17 protein-coding genes are annotated in these 19,315 nt (G+C 72.5%); 4 read left to right on the plus strand and 13 right to left on the minus strand.

Going from position 1 to position 19,315, the window contains the following annotated elements; all coding sequences use genetic code 11:
- Nucleotides 1–17 precede the first annotated feature (17 nt).
- Nucleotides 18–710: a DUF3000 domain-containing protein gene (locus ACFQRJ_RS15480; protein WP_377020110.1), complete on the plus strand. Its 693-nt coding sequence runs from the start codon at nucleotides 18–20 to the stop codon at nucleotides 708–710.
- Nucleotides 707–1,939: a ribonuclease D gene (locus tag ACFQRJ_RS15485; RefSeq protein ID WP_377020111.1), complete on the plus strand. Its 1,233-nt coding sequence runs from the start codon at nucleotides 707–709 to the stop codon at nucleotides 1,937–1,939. The genes ACFQRJ_RS15480 and ACFQRJ_RS15485 overlap by 4 nt, the downstream gene beginning before the upstream one ends.
- 37 nt (nucleotides 1,940–1,976) lie before the next feature.
- Here ACFQRJ_RS15485 and ACFQRJ_RS15490 read toward each other — a convergent pair whose 3' ends face one another.
- Nucleotides 1,977–2,363, minus strand: a complete 387-nt coding sequence (locus ACFQRJ_RS15490; protein WP_377020112.1) for a winged helix-turn-helix transcriptional regulator — start codon at nucleotides 2,361–2,363, stop codon at nucleotides 1,977–1,979.
- A 71-nt stretch (nucleotides 2,364–2,434) separates the two neighbouring features.
- On the opposite strand from ACFQRJ_RS15490, the gene ACFQRJ_RS15495 reads away from it, so the two are divergent.
- Complete coding sequence (locus tag ACFQRJ_RS15495; protein ID WP_377020113.1) at nucleotides 2,435–3,376, plus strand: NAD(P)H-dependent oxidoreductase; 942 nt, start codon at nucleotides 2,435–2,437, stop codon at nucleotides 3,374–3,376.
- A gap of 75 nt (nucleotides 3,377–3,451) precedes the next feature.
- Nucleotides 3,452–3,856 carry a VOC family protein gene (locus tag ACFQRJ_RS15500; protein ID WP_377020114.1) on the plus strand — a complete coding sequence of 135 codons (405 nt, stop codon included), beginning with the start codon at nucleotides 3,452–3,454 and terminating at the stop codon, nucleotides 3,854–3,856.
- Between the two features lie 21 nt (nucleotides 3,857–3,877).
- Here ACFQRJ_RS15500 and ACFQRJ_RS15505 read toward each other — a convergent pair whose 3' ends face one another.
- Genes ACFQRJ_RS15505 through ACFQRJ_RS15560 form a run of 12 tightly spaced genes read right to left on the minus strand, consistent with a single transcriptional unit; the run spans nucleotide 3,878 to nucleotide 17,997 of the window.
- Nucleotides 3,878–4,519, minus strand: a complete 642-nt coding sequence (locus ACFQRJ_RS15505; protein WP_377020115.1) for an NUDIX domain-containing protein — start codon at nucleotides 4,517–4,519, stop codon at nucleotides 3,878–3,880.
- Nucleotides 4,520–4,523: 4 nt separating this feature from the next.
- A complete protein-coding gene (locus ACFQRJ_RS15510; RefSeq protein WP_377020116.1) occupies nucleotides 4,524–6,350 on the minus strand; it encodes a CTP synthase in 1,827 nt (608 codons plus the stop codon).
- Nucleotides 6,344–7,480 (minus strand): glycosyltransferase, encoded by a 1,137-nt coding sequence (locus ACFQRJ_RS15515; protein ID WP_377020117.1) that lies wholly within the window; start codon nucleotides 7,478–7,480, stop codon nucleotides 6,344–6,346. The genes ACFQRJ_RS15510 and ACFQRJ_RS15515 overlap by 7 nt, the downstream gene beginning before the upstream one ends.
- The gene (gene murJ, locus ACFQRJ_RS15520; protein ID WP_377020118.1) at nucleotides 7,477–9,351 is read right to left on the minus strand and encodes a murein biosynthesis integral membrane protein MurJ; all 1,875 of its coding nucleotides are present in this window, start codon (nucleotides 9,349–9,351) and stop codon (nucleotides 7,477–7,479) included. Before murJ ends, ACFQRJ_RS15515 begins: the two co-directional genes overlap by 4 nt.
- Nucleotides 9,348–10,184 carry a hypothetical protein gene (locus tag ACFQRJ_RS15525; protein ID WP_377020119.1) on the minus strand — a complete coding sequence of 279 codons (837 nt, stop codon included), beginning with the start codon at nucleotides 10,182–10,184 and terminating at the stop codon, nucleotides 9,348–9,350. The genes murJ and ACFQRJ_RS15525 overlap by 4 nt, the downstream gene beginning before the upstream one ends.
- A gap of 47 nt (nucleotides 10,185–10,231) precedes the next feature.
- Nucleotides 10,232–11,269 (minus strand): copper transporter, encoded by a 1,038-nt coding sequence (locus ACFQRJ_RS15530; protein WP_377020120.1) that lies wholly within the window; start codon nucleotides 11,267–11,269, stop codon nucleotides 10,232–10,234.
- Nucleotides 11,270–11,284: 15 nt separating this feature from the next.
- Nucleotides 11,285–12,457: a putative cytokinetic ring protein SteA gene (gene steA / locus ACFQRJ_RS15535; protein WP_377020121.1), complete on the minus strand. Its 1,173-nt coding sequence runs from the start codon at nucleotides 12,455–12,457 to the stop codon at nucleotides 11,285–11,287.
- Nucleotides 12,454–14,199, minus strand: coding sequence for a DNA repair protein RecN (recN, locus tag ACFQRJ_RS15540; protein ID WP_377020122.1), 1,746 nt, complete (start codon nucleotides 14,197–14,199; stop codon nucleotides 12,454–12,456). Before recN ends, steA begins: the two co-directional genes overlap by 4 nt.
- Nucleotides 14,200–14,216: 17 nt before the next feature.
- Nucleotides 14,217–15,161 (minus strand): NAD kinase, encoded by a 945-nt coding sequence (locus ACFQRJ_RS15545; protein WP_377020123.1) that lies wholly within the window; start codon nucleotides 15,159–15,161, stop codon nucleotides 14,217–14,219.
- Nucleotides 15,162–15,167: 6 nt separating this feature from the next.
- Nucleotides 15,168–16,013, minus strand: coding sequence for a TlyA family RNA methyltransferase (locus tag ACFQRJ_RS15550; RefSeq protein ID WP_377020124.1), 846 nt, complete (start codon nucleotides 16,011–16,013; stop codon nucleotides 15,168–15,170).
- A complete protein-coding gene (locus tag ACFQRJ_RS15555) occupies nucleotides 16,010–17,020 on the minus strand; it encodes an HAD-IIA family hydrolase (RefSeq protein WP_377020129.1) in 1,011 nt (336 codons plus the stop codon). Before ACFQRJ_RS15555 ends, ACFQRJ_RS15550 begins: the two co-directional genes overlap by 4 nt.
- 5 nt (nucleotides 17,021–17,025) lie before the next feature.
- Entirely contained in the window at nucleotides 17,026–17,997 is a 972-nt protein-coding gene (locus tag ACFQRJ_RS15560) for a hypothetical protein (RefSeq protein WP_377020125.1), read from the minus strand.
- Nucleotides 17,998–19,315: the final 1,318 nt, after the last annotated feature.

The following is a 19,315-nucleotide window of genomic DNA, read 5'->3' on the forward strand; positions in this document are numbered from 1 at the left end:
GCGGATAGTCTCACGGTGTGTCCGTCCATCGATTCCGCTCCGGCGACGACACCTTCCGTGCCGCCATCGACGCCATGACCAGCGCTCCGGTCCGCCCCGAGTTCACATGGCGCGACATCCCGGCGCCCTCGAAGATGGCGCCGTCGACCTGGGCCTGCACGGGCGAGGTGCTCGTGCACGACGAGGAGCTCGCCTCCGGCCGTCTGGTCATCCTCCACGACCCTGCAGGGCAGGAGGCGTGGGACGGCACCTACCGCGTGGTGGCACTGGTCCAGGCGCAGCTGGAGCCGGAGTTCGCCGTCGAGTCGATGCTCGGGGACGTCGCATGGTCATGGGTCACCGAATCCCTCGAGCTGCACGGTGCCGACGCGCGCGAACTGGGCTGCACCGCCACGCGGGTGGTCTCCCAGTCCTACGGGGCGCTCGCCTCACGGCCTTCCACCGTGGACGTCGAGATGCGCGTGTCATGGACCCCGGAGGCATCGGAGACGACGAGCGCCTCCGCGGCCGGGCCGGAGACGCCGCCGCTCGCCCTCGGCGGCTCGTCGGCCGAGGCCACGACCCCCGACCTCGCACCGCACTTCGCGGCCTGGACGGCGATGCTGGCCGCCGCAGGCGGGCTGCCCCCGGCGCCGCCGCGGGTCGCCCCCATCGCTCCCACCCACCTCGCGAGGGCACCGCGCCCCGAGGAAGCCGGTGACGCTCGGTGACCGATGCACCCACCACCACTGATCTGACGGCGCCCCGCGACGGTTTCGTGCCGATGATCGATCGGATCCAGCCGGTGCTGGCATGGTGCGAGGCCGCGTCCACGGAACCCGACGAGCCCGTCGCCGTCGATGCCGAGCGGGCCTCCAGCTACCGCTACAGCCCGCGCGCCTATCTGGTGCAGCTGCGCACCGAGGCTGCCGGCACCCTGCTGATCGATCCGCTCGCCTTCACCATGCCCTCGACGCTGCTGGACCTGCTGGCCTCCCGTGAATGGGTGCTCCACGCCGCTGACCAGGACCTGCCGAGCCTGGCCGAGTTGGGCATGAAGCCCGGCAGCCTGTTCGACACCGAGCTGGCCGCCCGTCTGCTCGGTATGGAGCGGGTGGGCCTGGGCGCCGTCGTGGAGGACACTCTGGGGCTGCGCCTGGCGAAGGAGCACTCCGCCGCCGACTGGTCGAAGCGACCGCTCCCTCCGGGCTGGCTGACCTATGCCGCGCTCGACGTCGAGGTGCTGGTCGAGGTGCGCGACGTGCTGGAGCAGCGGCTCCGGGATGCGGGCAAGGAGGACTGGGCGCGTCAGGAGTTCGAGTACGAGCGCACTCGAGAGCTGGGACCGCCCCGTTCGGCGAGCTGGCGCGGCATGCATGGACTGGGATCGCTGCGTTCGGCACGACAGCTGGCTGCGGCCCGCGAGATGTGGCTGCGGCGCGACGAGATCGCGCGCAGCGAGGATCTCTCACCGCATCGCGTGATCAAGGACCGTGACATCGTCGCCGCCGCCAAGGAGGCGACCCGCGGCCGCGAGGCCTTCGAGCGTGCTCTGCCTGCGAAGCTGCGCGGGAAGGACATCTGGTGGAAGGCGGCTCGCTCCGGGATCGAGCTGCCCGCCTCGCACCTTCCCGAGCGCTCGGAGCGCTCCTACCCGCCGCCGCACAAGCTCTGGGCCAAGAAGTACCCGGAGGTCTGGGAGCGCTATCAGGTCGTCCGCACCGCCATCGGTGAGCGCGCCGAGGATCTCGAGCTGCCGGCGGAGAACCTCGTCCAGCCCTCGCTGCTGCGCCACTGGGTGTGGGAGCACGAGTCGGTTCCCGAGGAGACGGTGCTGGAGGAGGAGCTGGTCGCGCTGGGAGCCCGCCCGTGGCAGGCGCACCAGGCAGCGCCCGTGATCCACCGGGCGCTGACCGAGCAGAGCGAGCAGAGCCCGGCCCCGGAGCCGGCGGAGGACTGACTCATCGCCGGGCTCGTCAGGGCCTGACAGTCGCGGGTCACCGCGCCTCGTCGCGGGCGGGCGCGTGCGCCGGCTCGTCGCGAGCGGTCATCTGTGCGCGGTCTTCGGCGAAGTGCTCGCCCCATCGGTCCATGCGCTCGACGATGCCCCCGAGGCTCCGTCCCAGATCGGTCAGGCTGTACTCCACCTTCGGCGGAACCTCGCGGTAGACCGTGCGCCGCACGATGCCGTCCTCCTCGAGCTCGCGGAGCTGCCGCGTGAGCGTCCGGGTGTTCGCGAGCGGGACCAGCCGCCCGAGCTCGTTGAACCGTCTGGTGCCCTCCAGGAGGTGCTTCACCAGGGTGAGCTTCCAGGTGCCACCGAGGACGGACACCGCCACCTCGACGGGGCACACCTCCATGGCTCGCTGCACCGGCAATCGCATGCGCACCTCCTGACCAGTGGACAGAAATGTCCGTACTTCCCCTATCGTAGGCGTCGCGTGACCATGGGGTCATGTCGAATCACACCGAGAATGACACCGCGGCTTCGGCCGCACCTCGAGGGCCGGGGCGCGCCGGCCGGCCGACCCGGCCCGCGCGCTCCGAACCCGGCGACGCGGCCGACGGCACCGACGGGACGCGGACGGTCCTGTGGGTGAGTGCGCACCCGGAGCCGCGTTCGCTGAACGGCGCGCTGCGTCGCGACGGGATCGCCCATCTGCGCCGGCTCGGACACAGCGTCATCGAATCCGACCTCTACGCCATGGAGTGGGATCCCGTGCTGCGTCCGCGCGACGGCGGCCGTGTCGAGCGGCCCGGCGCCGACACCGCGGGCTGCGACGAGCCGCCGGAGCGGTTCCGGGTCAGCGCGGATACCCGCCAGGCGCTCCTGACCGGGAGGCAGCCGGCAGATGTCGTGCGGGAGCAGGCGAAGCTGGAGCGGGCCGCTGCGATCGTGCTCCAGTTCCCTCTGTGGTGGTACGGGATGCCTGCTCTGATGAAGGGCTGGTTCGACCGGGTGTTCGTCAGCGGGTTCGCCTTCGGCACCGATCCCGAGACCGGGCGGCGGCTGAGATTCGAGCAGGGCCCGTTCAGGCAGAAGCGGGCCCTGGTGGTCACCACGCTCGGAGACCGGCCACACGCGATCGGGCCGCGGGGCAAGTCCGGGGAGCTGCACGAGCTGCTGTTCGGGCTCCTCCACGGCACCTTCGCGTACACCGGGATGGATGTGCTGAGTCCGTGGGCGCTGCCCAGTGCGGACCGGATCGAGGACACCGCGCCTGTCCGTCGGAGCCTGCGGACGCGGCTGGACGGCCTGTTCACGGAGGCCCCGCTCCCCTACCGGCCGCAGTTCACCGGTCAGTACACGCCGGAGTGGGAGCTGGCACCCCATGTGCTGCCCGGACAGTCGGGGCTGAGTGTGCACCTGGACGAGCCGGCCTGCGGCTGCGGGTGAGCACCGGCCGGCCAGGGCCGCGGCGCCGGGAGCGGAACCCTTGCCGTCCGGCCGCGGCGGGTGTTCGCTACGGGGATGGACGACGAATCTTCCCGCGAAACTCCCCGCCCGCACCTGAGCGGCTGGATCGGGGTCGTGCTCAGCGCCCCGAGGGCGCAGCCTCTCGCGCACTTCTACCGTGACCTGCTCGGGTGGCCGCTGCATCAGGACACGCCGGACTGGTGCACGATGCAGATCCCCGGCGCCCCGGCGAACCTCGCGTTCCAGAGCGAGGAGCACTACGCGCCTCCCATGTGGCCCGCAGGTCCCGGGGACCCGCACATGATGCTCCACCTCGACATCGGGGCACGCGACCTCGAGCAGGCCGTCGCCGCAGCTCGGGAGCTGGGAGCCACCGTGGCCGAGTTCCAACCACAGGATGATGTCCGTGTGGTGCTGGACCCGGCCGGGCATCTGTTCTGCCTGTATGTCGACGGCTGAGGCTCGGTCGACCACGGAGGCTCAGTCCCGACCGGGCCGCTCCATCCACGGCGCATCGGCCGCTCGCAGCGGTGGTACGGGAGCGCCAGTGGCGGCGAGGGTCCGCTGAGCGTGCAGTGCGAGGACACCGGCGATGGTCGTCGCGTTGGTGAGGCGTCCCTCCAGCACGGCCGTGACCGCCTCGGCCAGGGGCACCCAGCGCACCTCGATCTCGGCTTCTTCGTCGGTGCGTACGAACTCGCCCTCCTCCGTCAGCGCGGTGACGCCCGTGGCGAGGTAGACCCGGATCACCTCATCGCTGCCGCCGGGGCTCGGCCGCAGGTCCACCAGCGTCTGCAGGTGCGCGGCGGTGTGTCCGGTCTCCTCGGACAGTTCGCGCGCGGCGCCGACGTGAGGCGCCTCGCCGTTCACATCGAGCAGACCCGCCGGGATCTCCCAGAGCGTGTGGCCGACGGGATGGCGGTACTGCCGGATCAGCAGCACTCGGTCCTGGTCGTCGACGGCGAGCACCGCGACCGCCCCGGTGTGCCACATGTACTCACGCTGGAACTGCACCCCCGGGGCGAACTCGACGGTGTCACGGACGATGTCCCACACCATCCCGGAGTGGACCCGCTCCCGCGCCGAGACGGGGCGGGAGCCGGGCTCGTCGGCCAGGGTCATCGGGTCAGTCCCGGTCGCCCGCGGCGGGCGCGGGCTCGTCGGCCGCCTCGCTCGATTCGTCCGTGACCGGCTCCGGCTCGACCTCGAGCAGACGGGTGGCCTTCTGCAGGTCGAGCGCCGCGCCGATGAGCCCCGCGAACAGCGGGTGGGCGCGGGTGGGCCGGGACTTCAGCTCGGGATGGGCCTGAGTGCCGATGTAGTACGGATGCACATCCGTGGGCAGCTCCACGTACTCCACCAGAGAACGGTCCGCCGAGACGCCGGAGACGACCAGGCCGGCCTCCTCGAGCTGTTCACGGTAGGCGTTGTTGACCTCGTAGCGGTGGCGGTGGCGCTCGGCCGCCCGCGTGCTGCCGTAGGTGCGGGCGGCGAGGGACCCCTCGACCAGCGTGTGGTCGTAGGAGCCCAGGCGCATGGTGCCGCCGAGGTTGCCTGCGCCGGAGACGATGTCGGCCTGTTCGGCCATGGTCGCGATCACCGGGTGCTCGCAGGCCGGCTCGAACTCCGTGGAGTGCGCGCCGGCCAGGCCCAGCTCGTGCCGGGCGTATTCGATGACCATCGACTGCAGGCCCAGGCAGAGGCCCAGGGTCGGAATCGAGTGGGTGCGGGCGTAATGCAGCGCACCGACCTTGCCGTCGACCCCGCGGATCCCGAAGCCGCCGGGGACCACGATCGCGTCGACATCGCGCAGCTGCTGGTGGGCGCCGTCCTCGGTCTCGCACAGATCGGCCTCGACCCAGCGGATGGACACCTTCGCCGAGTGATGGAAGCCGCCGGCGCGCAATGCCTCGGTGACCGAGAGGTACGCGTCGGGCAGGTCGATGTACTTGCCGACCAGGGCCACGGTCACCTCGTAGACCGGGTGCTGGACGCGCTGCAGGAGGGACTCCCACTGGGTCCAGTCCACGTCGTGGCTGAGCAGGTCGAGGCGGCGGATCGCGTAGGCGTCCAGTCCCTCCCCGTGGATCACCAGCGGGATCTCGTAGATCGACGGCGCGTCCGCGCAGGTGACGACGGCGTCGATGTCGACGTCGCACATGGAGGAGATCTTGGCCTTGACCGAGGTCGGCAGCTCACGGTCCGCGCGCAGCACGATCGCGTCGGGCTGGATGCCGATCGAGCGCAGGGCGGCCACGGAGTGCTGGGTCGGCTTGGTCTTCAGCTCCTGGGAGGGGCCGATGAAGGGCACCAGCGAGACATGCACGAAGAAGACGCTGTCGCGGCCGATGTCCTGGCGGACCTGGCGGGCGGCCTCCAGGAACGGCTGGGACTCGATATCGCCGACGGTCCCGCCCACCTCGGTGATGATCACGTCGACGTCATCGCCGGCCTGGGAGCGCATCGACTCCTTGATGGCGTTGGTGATGTGCGGGATGACCTGCACGGTGTCACCGAGGTACTCGCCCCGGCGCTCCTTGGCGATGACGCCGGAGTAGACCTGGCCGGTGGTGACGTTCGCGTCGGCGGTGAGGTTCTCGTCCAGGAAGCGCTCGTAGTGGCCGATGTCCAGATCGGTCTCGGCGCCGTCCTCGGTCACGAAGACCTCTCCGTGCTGGAACGGGTTCATCGTGCCGGGGTCCACGTTCAGGTACGGGTCCAGCTTCTGCATCGTGACCCGCAGGCCGCGGCTTCGCAGCAGCATCCCCAAGGAGGAGGCGGTCAATCCCTTGCCGAGGCTGGAGACCACTCCCCCGGTCACGAAGATGTGTTTGGTGGTGCCGGGGTTCCGGAACGGCTTGGCCGAGGCGGCCTGGCCGATCCGTGGAATCGGGCCGGTACCGGAATGGGGGGTGCTCACGTTGCTCTCTGCCACGGACCCCCAACCTACCATCGGCCCTGGTTCAGGGCCAGGACATCGCCCAGCTGGTCGATCATGTCACCTGCGGTGGGCAGCTCCCGGGCACGACGGCGTGAGGCCTGCTCAGCCCGTTCTCGCAGCTGCACGTCGCGGTGCTCGGCGATCGCGGACGCCAGGGCGGGCGCGTCCCCGACGGGGACCAGCCGAGCAGCGGACCCGGTCACCCAGCGGGTGCCGCCGGCGTCGGTCGCGACGATCGCGCGGCCGGCCCGCAGCGCTTCCTGCAGAGCGACCGGCTGGCCCTCCCACCGGGCGGCGGAGACGACGAGGTCCGTCGCGGCCAGCAGACCAGGGATGTCATCGCGCCTGCCCAGCAGCTGAACCGGCAGGCGCTCGGCGCGGATCCGGTCGCGGAGTTCGCTCTCCAGCGGTCCGTCGCCGGCCACACGGATCCGCACCGGGGATCCCTCGCGGAGCAGGGCGGCAGCGCTGAGCAGGTCGTGCAGGCCCTTCTGCTCCGCCAGGCGCGCGATCACCAGCACGTCGAGGGGCTCTGCAGGCGCCGGATCCTGCTCGCCGCCGGACCCAGCAGTCTCGTCGAGCGGAGGAGCGCCGCCAGGAGGGGCGTCGACAGGAGGGGAGTCACCAGGAGGGGCGTCGCCGGGACGAGCGCCGCCAGGAGCGGTGCCGCCAGTGGGGACTCGCGTCGGGGCGGGGATGACGGCGTGGCGGACGTCCCGGGCCCCGGCGCGCCGGGCGTCCTCGGCGAGGTCGGGGGACACAGCCAGAACCGTGTCGGCGCGGCGGGCGAGGACCCGCAGCAGCGCGGCACCGACACCCCGAGCCAGGAGCGAGCCGACGGTGCGGTTGTGCAGAGTGACCACCAGGCGCTGCTCGCGTCCCCGGGGCATGGCCAGAGCGCTCAGCGCTCCGGCTCGCAGCCCGTGGGCGTGGACCGCCGACGGCACCGGGGCGGTGCTGAACGAACGGTGCAGTGCGCGCACCGCGCGGAGGTCCGCCAGCGGCCGGGGCCGTTCTCCGATCCGCGCCCGGGCCTCGCGGACATCGTGGCCCGCCCGGGTCAGCTCCTGGAGCTCCTGGTCGACATGTGCTGCAAGACCTCCGCTGGCCCGAGGCCTGACCAGGACCACGGTCGCGGTCACGGCGTCATCTTCCCGGCTCCGGTTCCGCGCCGCATGCGGGAGATCATGTCCCGCACCAGCGGCGGGTCAGCAGCGGCCATCACGGCGCCGGCGAGCAGCGCGGCCACGACCCCCGCGGCGAGCCCGGACAGCACGGCGCCGACCTCGCCGGTCTCGGTGGTCACCAACCACTTGGCGATCAGCATCCCGGGGATGCCGCCGGCCAGAAGTGCCACCGGCGCCAGGACCGCCATGCGGCGCACTCGGGGAAGGTCGCCGCCCGGCTCGATCACGTCGGCGATGCGGCCCAGTCCCACGAGCGCCGACAGCGCCATGCCCACGGCGATCGTGATGCCGAAGGCGGTGGCGGCCTCGGCGGCCGAGCGGGTGGGACTGGGGATGATCAGGATCAGGATCATCACGGCAGCGATGCCCCAGCCCACCGACCCGACCAGCAGGGCGTCACGGGCGCGCAGCGCGGCCGCCAGGATCCGGGTGCACTGGGTCGCGACGGCGAAGCCGGCCAGCCCCAGTGCGAAGGCGGCGGCGGTGGACCCGACGCCGGCCGCGCCGGAGCGATCCACCAGGCGGAAGAACTGCTCGAGCGCAGGGGCCCCGGCGAACAGGACCGCAGCACCGACCACGGAGACGATCATGACGGTGCGCACCGAGGCGGAGGCGACCCGGGCGAACCCGGTGGTGTCGCCGACCAGCCGCATCTCGGAGAGATGGGGGAAGACAGCAGTGACCAGCGGCACCACGAGGATCGCGTACGGCAGCAGGTACAGCGCCTGAGCGTACTGGAAGACCGGCAGGGTCCCGGTGCCGCCGGCGCGCATCGCCAGCAGCAGGACGATGGCGAGCACGGCCTGCTGAGCACCGACGGCACCGAGACCGGCACCGCCGAGTGCGAGGGCACGGCGCCCGTAGCGCGGCGGCATCGTCAGTGCCGGGCGCACGCGCAGCCCGGCACGCAGCGCCGCGATCGCGACCGGGACAGCCATCGCGGCGACCCCGGCCGTGGTCCCCCATCCCAGCCACGCGATCGCGCCGTCGCCGATCGTGGTGGTGGTGGCGACCGGCGGCACCAGCCATGCATAGACGCGGTAGGAGCCCATCACCACGAGCGAGGAGATCAGCGGCATCATCGCGGGCCACAGGAATCGCTTGCGGGCCTGGAGGTACGCGCCGAGCACCACCGAGATCCCGTACAGCGGGAGCTGGACCGCGAAGATGCGCAGCAGGGTCGCTCCGAGGTGGACGCCTCCGGAGCCGGTGTCCTCGCTGACCAGCAGCAGCTGGGCCAGGGGCTCGGCGAATCCGATGACGATCGCTGCGAGCACGACGGTTCCCAGCAGCGTCCACGTCAGCAGCACCGAGACGATCCGGTCGGCGCGGGCGGCTCCGTCACGGCGGTCCCGCCGGGGCGGGAGGTCGTCGTCGGCGCGGGTGGGCACCGGCACGGGCATCCCGGCTCTGCCGGGGCCCTCGTTCGGGCTCCTGTCAGCGGGGCCGTCACCGGGGGCGTCGTCGACCGCGTCGGTCCCGTCGATGCTGTGCCCGGAGGCGGCGCCGCTGGCAGCACGATCGTCGGAGTCCCGCTCGGGGACGAGGCCGGCGATCAGCGGGACCACCACGGCGGCGAGCGCTCCGCCGGCGATGATCTCGAACAGCACGTTGGGCAGCATGTTGGCGGTGGCGTACGCGGTGCCGACGTCACCGGCGCCCACGCTGGCACCGAATACGAGGTAGCGCACGAACCCGGCGATCCTGGCGAGCACCGTGATCACCAGGATCAGTCCGGCGCCGCGCAGCACGGCTCCGGCGATGCCAGCGGGCGCCGCGGCAGTCGAGTCGGGATGGCCCGTGTGCCCAGGATGCGACGTGCTCATCGTGCCTTCTCCTCGGCGTCGGGCTCGTCGTCCGCTCCGCGGGGCGCAGCGGGCGCGGACGGCATGGCGCTGCGGCGCCCCAGCCTGTCCACGGCACGCAGAGCCGGGGTGGATTCGATGACGGCGCTGAAGCTGACCTTCTCGCTGGTCAGCGTGAGGGCGACGACGGCGACGAGCAGGACGGCCCTGGCCGGCTCCGGGAGGATCCGCGTCGCAGCGGTGCCGACGGCGGCTCCCAGCACGTTCGCCCCGGCGTCGCCGAGCATGCCGTGCTCGCGGACGTCCGCCGGGAGCACCAGCAGGCCGGGGACGAGAGCGGCGAGGGCCAGGGCGCGCCCGGCTTCCCCCTCCGTGCCGGCCCGTGCGGGACGGGCCGCCAGCAGCGCGGCCGCGGGCAGCACGGCCTTCAGGGCGCGGCCAGGTCGCAGGTCCAGCAGGTTGGCGAGGTTCGCGCAGCCGGCGACCAGGGCTCCGTCGATCGCGATCATCACCGCTGACCGTGGTCGCGGAGCTGCGGCGGCACCCGCCATGGCGAGCACGGGGATGCCGAGCGCCTTGGCGGCTCCGGTGGTCAGCTGCCCCTCCCGCAATGCGCCGAGGTGCCCGCGAAGCCCCTTGGAGACGGTGCGGCCGGCACGGCGCAGGCGCGGCTCGAGCAGGTCGTCGGCAAGCCCCAGGGCGCCGATGCCGGCGAGCACGGCGGCATCGGATCGGCGCCGGCTCCGCAGTGCCAGCGCGCTGGTCCCGGCGATCACGAGCACTCCTTCGGCCAGGCTCACGGTGCGACCGGCGAAGTTGGTACGGCGCAGCTCCTCGCGGAGCGCTGTCTGCACGCTGCGCAGCCGCCGCGGGCCCGGGGGCGCCGCAGGATTGCCCGCGCTCACTCCGCTCCCCCGCCGTCCGAGGGTGTCGGGCCCTCGCCGCCGCCGGAGTCCTCCCCGACGCCCTGCGTCTCGGGCAGGGCAGGGAGCCGATCCTCGGCGTCCGCGGTCGTCCCGTAGGCACCCGCCCCGCCGCGGACCTGCTCGATCAGGGCGAGGACCGACAGCACCGGCCCGTCGGCCTCCTGGAGCCGGTCGGTGGTCGAGATACTGTCGTATACGTCGTCGCCGCGGACGGTGCGCAGGATGCCGGTGGTGGCATCGTTGCCGGGGGTCGCGGCGGAGACCACCGCGGGCATGCCCGTCCCGGCGAGCGCTCCCAGCAGCGCGGTCTGCGAGGAGAGCAGACTCTGAGCACGCTCGGTGGCGACCGCGTCGTCCTCGGTCCCGCCGGTCAGCTCCTCGGGCGCGGCACTGGCGTACAGGGCCGCATCCACCTCGGCCGGCGCCTCGCCGTCGACCGCGACCAGCTGATGATCCGTGAGGACCTGCCAGAGCTGATCGCGCAGCTCGGGAGTGAGCTCTCCGGTCGCCGGTGGGCTCAACAGGGCCACGATCACCGCCGAGAGCTGCTCGGAGGAGGTCGACCCGTCACCGAGAACGCTGGGAGCGATGTCGCGGATCTGCTCGATGGCCTCACTGCGCTGCTGCTCCTGATCGGGTTCCCACAGTGCGGGCTGAAGATCGATCTGCACCGTGGAGGCGGCACCGGCATCCTCGAGCAGCGCCGTGATGCGGTCGATGCCGGCGCGGGTGGAGGCGTCGTCGGTGAGCACGGCCACCCGGGTCCCCGTGAGGGTGCCGTCGACCAGGTCGGGACCGAGCTCGGTGATGAAGGAGGCCAGCTGGTCCTTCTCGGTCTCGAGCTCGTCGGCCTGCGTGCGCAGGTCGTCCTGTTCCGTGCGCAGCTGCTCGACCTGCTCGGCCAGCTGATTGCCGAGGTTCTCGCGCAGGGGGCCGGCGCCGAGCACGATCCCGACGGCGAGCGCCAGGAACACGGAGATCAGCGAGACGAGGTGATAGCGAAAATCGATCACGGGGTCGGGACCCTCCTACGACCCGGTGGCCCGGGGTGAGAACAGCATGGTGAACCAGGACAGCATGGCATCGAGCCGGGCGCCGAGGATCTGGACCAGCGCCTGCCCGCCGGGAGTGGCCCAGAGCGCGACCGCGAGGGCGGCGAGCCCGGCCAGCGCCAGCAGCACCAGCTGGAACGTCGAGATCCTCTGACGGTACAGTCGCGAGACGCCCTTGGCGTCGACCAGCTTCGAGCCGATCCGCAGGCGGGTCAGGAAGGTCGAGCTCATGCCGGCACGGCCCTTGTCGAGGAACTCCTCCAAGGTGCCGTGGGTGCCGACAGCGACGATGACGGAGGCGCCCTTCTCGTCGGCCAGGAGCATCGCGATGTCCTCGCTGGTGCCGGACGCGGGGAAGAGGACCGCTCTGGGTCCGAGACCGAGCTCCTCCAGCCGGTCGAAGCCGGGCGCACGGCCGTCGCGGTAGGCGTGGACGACGAGTTCGGCTCCGCTGCGCAGAGCCCGGTCGGAGACGGAGTCCATGTCGCCGATGATCATGTCGGGACGGAAGCCGGCCTCGAGCACCGCGTCGGCGCCGCCGTCGACGCCGATGATGATCGGCCGATTCTCGCGCAGGAAGGGCCGCAGGGTCGCCAGGTCCTCCTTGTAGTGGTAGCCGCGCACCACGATCAGCACGGGTCGTCCCGCCAGCTCGGTGCGCACCTCCGGGGCGCCGATCCCATCCAGCAGCAGATCGCGCTCGCGCAGCATGTACTCCATGGTGTTCTCGGCGAACAGTTCGAGCTGTTCGGACAGCCCGTCGCGCGCGACCTCGAGGGAGGCGGCGACCGTCTGCTCGTCCTGCGCGGTGCCCCGTGCGATCACGGTCTCCCCCAGCAGCACCGCTCCCCCGCTGACGGTGATCGTCCGCCCCTCGCGGAGGTCTTCGAACACGGCGGGGCCGAGGTTGTCGACCAGCACGATGCCGGCCTCGACGAGGATGCGCGGCCCGGCGTTGGGGTAACGGCCCGACGTGGACGCGGCGGCGTTGAGGACGGCTGCGGGGTGGCGTTCCAGGAGCGCCTCGGCGGCGACGCGGTCGATGTCCTCGTGGTCGATGACCGCGATGTCACCGGCCTGGAGCCGCTTGGTGAGGTCCTTGGTCCGTTTTCCGAGCCGGGCGGTGCCGGTCACCTCGGCGGCGTTCATCGGCGGGTCCCGGCGGAGGCCTGTGCGCCGGAGGCGACGGTGCCCGCCTCCTCCAGCAGTTCCTCGGCGTGGGCGAGGGCGAGATCCGAGGTGTCGCCGGCGAGCATCCGGGCCAGCTCGCCGATCCGGCCGGCGCGGTCCAGGGTCTCGACGGTGGAGCTGGTGGAGCCGTCGACGGAGGATTTCACGATCTGCAGGTGGGTGCCGGCGTGCGCGGCGACCTGCGGCAGGTGGGTGACGACGATGACCTGGGCGTGCTGGGCCAGGCGAGCCAGACGCTGCCCGACGGCCAGGGCCGCGCGGCCGCCGATGCCGGCATCGATCTCGTCGAAGACGAAGACCGGGGCGGCGGTGCGATCGCTGCGGGAGGCGGACAGCGCCACCTCGAGGGCGAGCATCACGCGGGAGAGCTCGCCGCCGGAGGCTGCCCTGGCGACGGGAAGATGGTCGGCCCCCGGGTGGGGCGCCAGCAGTATCGCCACGGCGTCGCGGCCGTGGATCCGGTGCGACTGCTCGCCGACATCGACGCGGATGGCCGCATCGTGCATCTCGAGGTGGCGCAGCTCCTCCTGGACCGCGTCGGACAGCTCGCGGGCCGCCGCGACGCGGGCTGCGGTGAGGGCGGCGGCCGCCTCGTCGAGCTCCGCCTGGGTGCTCTCCAGCTGCTCCGCGGCCGCGGCCCGCTCCTGATCCGCGCCGTCGTAGCGGTCCAGATCGACCGCCGCGCCGCGGGAGGCCTCCAGCAGTGAGGTCACATCCTCGACCGGAACGTCGGGGTCCGAGAGCACCGGCGCGAGGTCGCGGATCAGGACGGTCAGTTCGTGCAGCCGCTCGTTCGCCTCCTCGAGCCGCCCCGGGGAGGCGTCGATGTCCTCGGCGTAGCGAGTGAGCTCGGCGGCGATGTCGGACAGCTCGATGCGGGAGGCCTCGAGCCGCTCGACCAGGGGCGCGAGCGAGTCGTCGGTGCGGGAGGCCCGTCCCAGTGCCTCGGCGGCGACGTCGAGCAGCGGCCCGGCGGCGGGCGCGTCGTCGTCGGCGACCAGGGCGAGCGCGGCCTGGTTCGCGGCGGCACGCAGTTCGCCGGCGTTGCCGAGACGCTCGAGCTCGGAGCGCAGAGCGGCATCCTCGCCGGGCTGCGGATCGGCCTGTTCGAGGCGCTCCAGGGTCTCGCGCAGCACCGTGGCGCGTCGATCGCGCTCGCTGAGCAGGTCGTCGAGCTCGGCGAGCCGCTCTGTCAGTGCCGAACGCTCCCGCCAGAGCTCGCGGTGGCGCTCGAGCAGCGGCTCGATCTCCGCCCGCGCGAAGCGGTCCAGCGCCTCGCGCTGGGCGTCGGGGTCACGGAGGCGCTGCTGGTCGGACTGGCCATGGACGGTGACGGCGGTGCCGACGAGCCGGGCGAGGGTTCCGATGGGTACCGGGGCCCCGCCGATCTGGGCGCGGGAGCGGCCGTCGCGGGTGACGCGGCGCACCACCAGCACCTCGCCGTCCTCCTCCTCGGCCCCGAGGTCGTCCAGAGCGGCCTCCAGCTCGTCGTGCCCGGCCAGGGCCAGCGTCCCGTCGACCGTGCTGGCTTCGCGCAGGCGGCCGCGTTCCAGTCGCCCGCCCAGGAGCATCATCAGCCCCGTCACGATCATGGTCTTGCCCGCGCCCGTCTCGCCCGTGAGCGCGGTGAAGCCGGGGCCGAATTCGAGGGTGGCGTCGTCGATCACGCCGATGTGGCGGATCCGCAGGGTGGAGAGCATGGTCGGCCTCAGCCCCCTCAGCGCGTGCGAGGGCCGCGTCCGCGCCAGCCGACCACCGGCAGCTGGAACTTCTCGACGAGCCGGTCGGCGAACGGGGTGGCGCTCAGACGCACCAGGCGCACCCACTGGGCCGACAGCCGCGCTTCGACGCGGGCGCCGACGGTGACGTCCACGGTGCGACGGCCATCCAGGGTCAGCACCGCATCCTCGCGGTTGTCCAGCGTCATCTCGATCGCCGCTTCGGAGGAACGGCCCAGCACCAGGGGCCGGGAAAACAGCGCATGCGCGGCCAGCGGGATCAGCAGCATCGCGTCGACCTCGGGCCAGATCACCGGTCCGCCGGCGCTGAAGGCGTACGCGGTCGAACCGGTCGAGGTCGACAGCAGCACGCCGTCGCAGCCGAAGGAGGACACGGGGCGGCCGTCGATCTCGACCGCGACCGAGATCATCTTCTGGCGGTCGGCCTTCTCCAGCGAGGCCTCGTTCAGGGCCCAGTGCTGGGCCAGGGGGTGGTCCTCGGCGTCCAGCACGGTGATGTCCAGCGTGGAGCGCTTCTCGATCTCGTAGTCGCCGTCCAGGAGGCGGGAGACGGTGGTCGCGAGGGCCTCCGCCTCGCTCTCGGCGAGGAACCCGACGTGGCCGAGGTTGACCCCGTGGACGGGGACATCGGCGTCGCGGACCACTTCGAGCGCCCGCAGGATGGTCCCGTCCCCGCCGAGGACGATCCCGAGCTCGACGAGGTCGGCGGCCGAGAGGGCATCGAGCACGTCGACCTCGCCTCCGGTGAGGACGTCCAGCAGTCCCTCCGGGGCGACGTCGGCCGGCAGCGCCTTGATCTCCTCGACCTGGTCGTCGATCACGATGCCGCGCACGCCGCGGGCGGTGAGCTCCTGGAGCACGGTGAGCATGGCGCCGAGAGCGGCGCGGCGACCGGTGTGGACGTAGAGGAGGAACCGTCGCATCCTGGGTCAATCCTCCTGGGTGGGGTGCTGGGTGCCGCGATGGCGCGGCTGATTCCCGCGCACGGCGGTCTCGATCATGTCATAGGCATCCGCGTCGAGGGCGCAGGTCACGCCGCTCGGCTGCAGATGCAGGAAGTACTCGCGGTTGCCGTCCTGCCCGGGCAGGCCGCTGGGGCCGACGGCCAGCAGCGCCAGACCGGCCGCCGCGGCCGCCTCCGCGACGCCGCGGACGGCACCGGCCCGGGCGGCCGGGTCGCTGACCACGCCGGTGCGGGGAAGAGCCTCTCGGCCCACCTCGAACTGGGGCTTGACCATGACCAGCAGATCTCCGCCGCGGCGGACGACCCCGCCCAGCGGGCTGATCACGGTGCGCAGGGAGATGAAGGAGAGATCGGCGACCAGCAGGTCGACGGCGGTCCCGATCAGCGCCGGGGTGAGCTCCCGCACGCTGGTGCGATCGCGCACGATGACCCGCGGGTCCTCGCGCACGTGGTCCGCGAGCTGATCGTGGCCGATGTCGACCGCGATCACCTCGGCGGCACCACGGCGCAGGAGGACGTCGGTGAAGCCTCCCGTGGACGCGCCGGCGTCGAGGCAGCGCGCACCCGTGGGATCGAGGCCCAGTCCGTCCAGCGCGCCGGCCAGCTTGTGGGCGGCTCGGGAGGCGTACTCCGTGCCGTCGGGCACATCGACGACCTCCAGCGCCGCGCCGGTGGCGACGGCGGCGGATGCCTTGGTGGCCGCCCGGCCGTCGACGCGGGCACGGCCCTCCTCGATGATGCGGCGGGCGTGACTGCGGGACCGGGCGAGACCGGCTGCGAGGAGGGCGACGTCGAGCCGCTGCCCGCTCACCGGTCGCCGGGGCGCTGCTCGGTGCCGTGCCGGTCCAGGAGGCGCCCGGTCCAGGCCGCGTCCGCACGATGCGCGCCGAGCAGGGCCAGGACGGCCCGCAGCACTCGCGGGTCCTCGGCGTCGCCGCGCAGGATGATGTCCCCGTCCTCGCCCCAGGCCGCGCTGACGGCGCCGCAGCGGGCCCGATCACCATCCACGACGGGCAGCGGGAAGGGAGCGTGGAGCTCGGAGAGGTCGGGGAGGATGAAGGTGGGTCGCCGTACGGGGTCGGCCCGCAGAGCCGATTCGATGCCGTCGACGCCCGTCAGCACCAGCAGCGAATCCATGCCGGCGCGCACGGCGCCCTCGATGTCGGTGTCCAGGCGGTCCCCCACGATCAGCGGCCGACGTGCCTCGTGGTCCTGGGCGGCGACGGTGAACATGCCCGGTTCGGGCTTGCCCGCCACATCAGGGTCGGCGCCGGTGGCATGGCGCAGGGCCGCGACCATGGCACCGTTGCCGGGTGCCAGACCGCGTTCGGTGGGCAGGGTCGCGTCGACGTTGGTCGCCATCCAGGAGGCGCCGCGGCGAATCGCGTAGGCGCCCTCGGCCAGCAGCGGCCAGCTCAGGTCCGGTGACCACCCCTGCACCACTGCGGCGACATCGTCCGTGTCCTTCTCGACCGGGTCCAGGCCGACCTCGCGGATCTGCTCGGCGAGGCTGGCTCCCCCGACGACGAGGACCTTCGCGCCGGGGTCGAGACGGTCCGCGAGCAGGCGGGATGCCACCTGCGGGGAGGTCACGAACTCCTCCGGCCGCGCCGGGATCCCGACCTCGGCCAGGTGCTCGGCGGCCTGCTGCGGCGTCCGTGAGGCATTGTTGGTGGCGAAGACGAGCGTGCGTCCGCCCTCCCGTGCCCGTTCCACAGCTGCGGCGGCGTGCGGAATCTGTTTCGCGCCGTGCATCAACGTGCCATCGAGGTCGAACATCAGCACGTCGTAGAGGTCCAGCAGCGACGGGTCCGGCATGCGGGTCACGCGCGCGCCTCCGGGCCGCTGTTCGGAGTCGCACTCAGCACGCGGCCCGAGCCACTGTCGGACTCCGGGCGGTCGAGCTCATCGGGCTCCGCTCTCTCGCCGTCGAGCCCGTCGGTCTCCGCGCGGTCGCCGTCGAGCTCGTCGGCCTCGTCGGCCTCGACGGCCTCGACGGCCTCGACGGGTCCAGCCTGTGCCCCGTCCGCGTCCGCGTCGGAGTCGTCGGTGACGCTCTGATCCGCATCGAAGTCGTCGGTGCCGCTCCCGCCTGCGCCGGAGTCGTCGATGCCGCTCTCGTCGGCGTCAGAGGCTTCTGCGCGGTCGTCGCCGGCATCAGAGCCGTCGTCGGCGTCGGGATCATAGGCGTCGAGAACCGCCACCTCCTCGTCGTCCTCCCACAGGGGATCGGCGTCCGGGGTGGGTACCGCACGGCCAAGACGCTCGGCGGCGTCGGTGAGGTGCTCGGTGTCGGCGTCGGCTGCCAACGTCAGCCAGCGCTTCGCCTCCTCGTGACGGTTCGCACGGTCGAGCAGATCGGCGTAGGCGACCCAGAGGCGCACCTGCCAGCGGCCGTCGACCTTGTGGCGCAGCGCGGGGATCTCGAGCGTGCGCAGCGCGGTCTCGGTGTCCCCGATGTCCGAGTACGCGCCGGCCACGACGATCATCAGCTCGATGGCTGCGTGAACTCCGAGTTCGGAGGCATCGTCCGACGCCGCGATATCGAAGGCACGCTCGGGCCGGCCCATCCCACGCTCGGCGTCGGCGATCATCGGAAGGATGTCGGTGCGGCCGGTGATCCGCAGCGATGTGCGCAGTTCACGCACGGCCGTACGGTAGTCGCCGTAGCGGTAGGCGAGGATGCCGTACATCTCGCGGACCCCGCCGATGCGGCCTCCGATGCGGGCTGCGAAGCGGGCGTGGGCCTGGGAGGCCTCCGGATCGCTGTCCTCGAGCAGGTAGGCGGCGACCATGTGCTGGGAGACGCGCTCGGCGGTCTCGCGGCTGAGCCCCCGGAGCTCGTCGCGGATCTCCTTGTCCAGCTCCCGGCCGGTGATGCCCGGGGGGATGCGAGGTTCGAACGGGCGATCCGCGCGTGCTTCCTGCCCTGGCCGCGAAGTGCGGCGGTCATCCCGCGGGCGATCGCCCTGCCGTGACGACGGACGACGATCGCCCTCGCCGGAGCGCGGGTGCCGGTTCCCTGCGGATGAGCTGCGACCGTCCCGCTGGTCGGCGGAACCGGGGCTGTACCGCGAGCCGGCCGGACGGCCAGGACCATCACGGCCATCGCGGCGCTGCGCACCGTAGGGGCGGACGCCCCCGGAGCCGCGATCGCTTCCACGACGCTGGTCGGAGCCGCGACCGCCATCACGACGATCGGAGCCACGGCGAGCATCGGAGCTGCGGTTCTGGTCCCGGCGTGCCGGGTCTCGGCGATCCTGACTGCGGTCGCCGGCGGGGCCCCTGCGGCCCGGTTCGTCCGCGCCACGGGGCCGGCCCTCACGCTTCGGGGCGGTGGACCGTGCGCCGTCGCTCTGGGAGCTGCGAGAGGTGCCTCCCCGGCTCGCCCCCTGAGAGCGCGAGTTCCAGTCCCCGGAGCCGCCCTGCGGACGTTTCCGGGCGCCGGGCGAGCGGTCGCTGCGCCGCTGGCTGTCCCGGCTGCTGCCGTACCCGCGGTCGTCCTCGCTCTTGCTGTCCTCAGCCACGTAGATCGTCCGTCTCTTCTAGCTCGCCCTATGCCCTTATCGAACACCCAGCGTATGCGACCCCGTCCAGGAGACCGGGCAGTAAGCCCACCATCCGTGACTGCTCTCACGAGCTCCACCGGCCCTTTGATCGTACGCAGTTCCTCGAGGTGCAGACGGTCACAAGGGCGGTTTCGTGCAGCGCCGCACGCGAGCGGACGGCTCCCGGAACCGGCACGACGTCAGGGACATGGGGCCGCCACAGCGACTGCAGAACGTGGGAACGCTGCCCGGGTCGGGGTCGCCCGCCGTGCAGTCGGCGGCGGCGTCAGACGGACGGACGCGTGCCGGCGCGATGAGGATCGGCCGATGCCGTCGCCGCCCGGAACCGCTGCGGGGGCGCAGCCCCCACGCGTCCGCACCCCTTGCCGGGAACACCCGGGTCTGCCCGCTCCGTCCACGCCGCGCCGATCTGCGCTGGGGCCGGTTGTTTTCGGGCGCGAAAAAAAGGGAGTGGGAGGAGCGAAACCCCCTTGTTCAAGGGGTCTCCAGCTCACTCCCACTCCCAGTGAAGATGTCCGGCGGCGACCTACTCTCCCACACCCTC

The organism is Brachybacterium sp. GCM10030252 (assembly GCF_042666535.1).
Taxonomy (GTDB): Bacteria; Actinomycetota; Actinomycetes; order Actinomycetales; family Dermabacteraceae; genus Brachybacterium.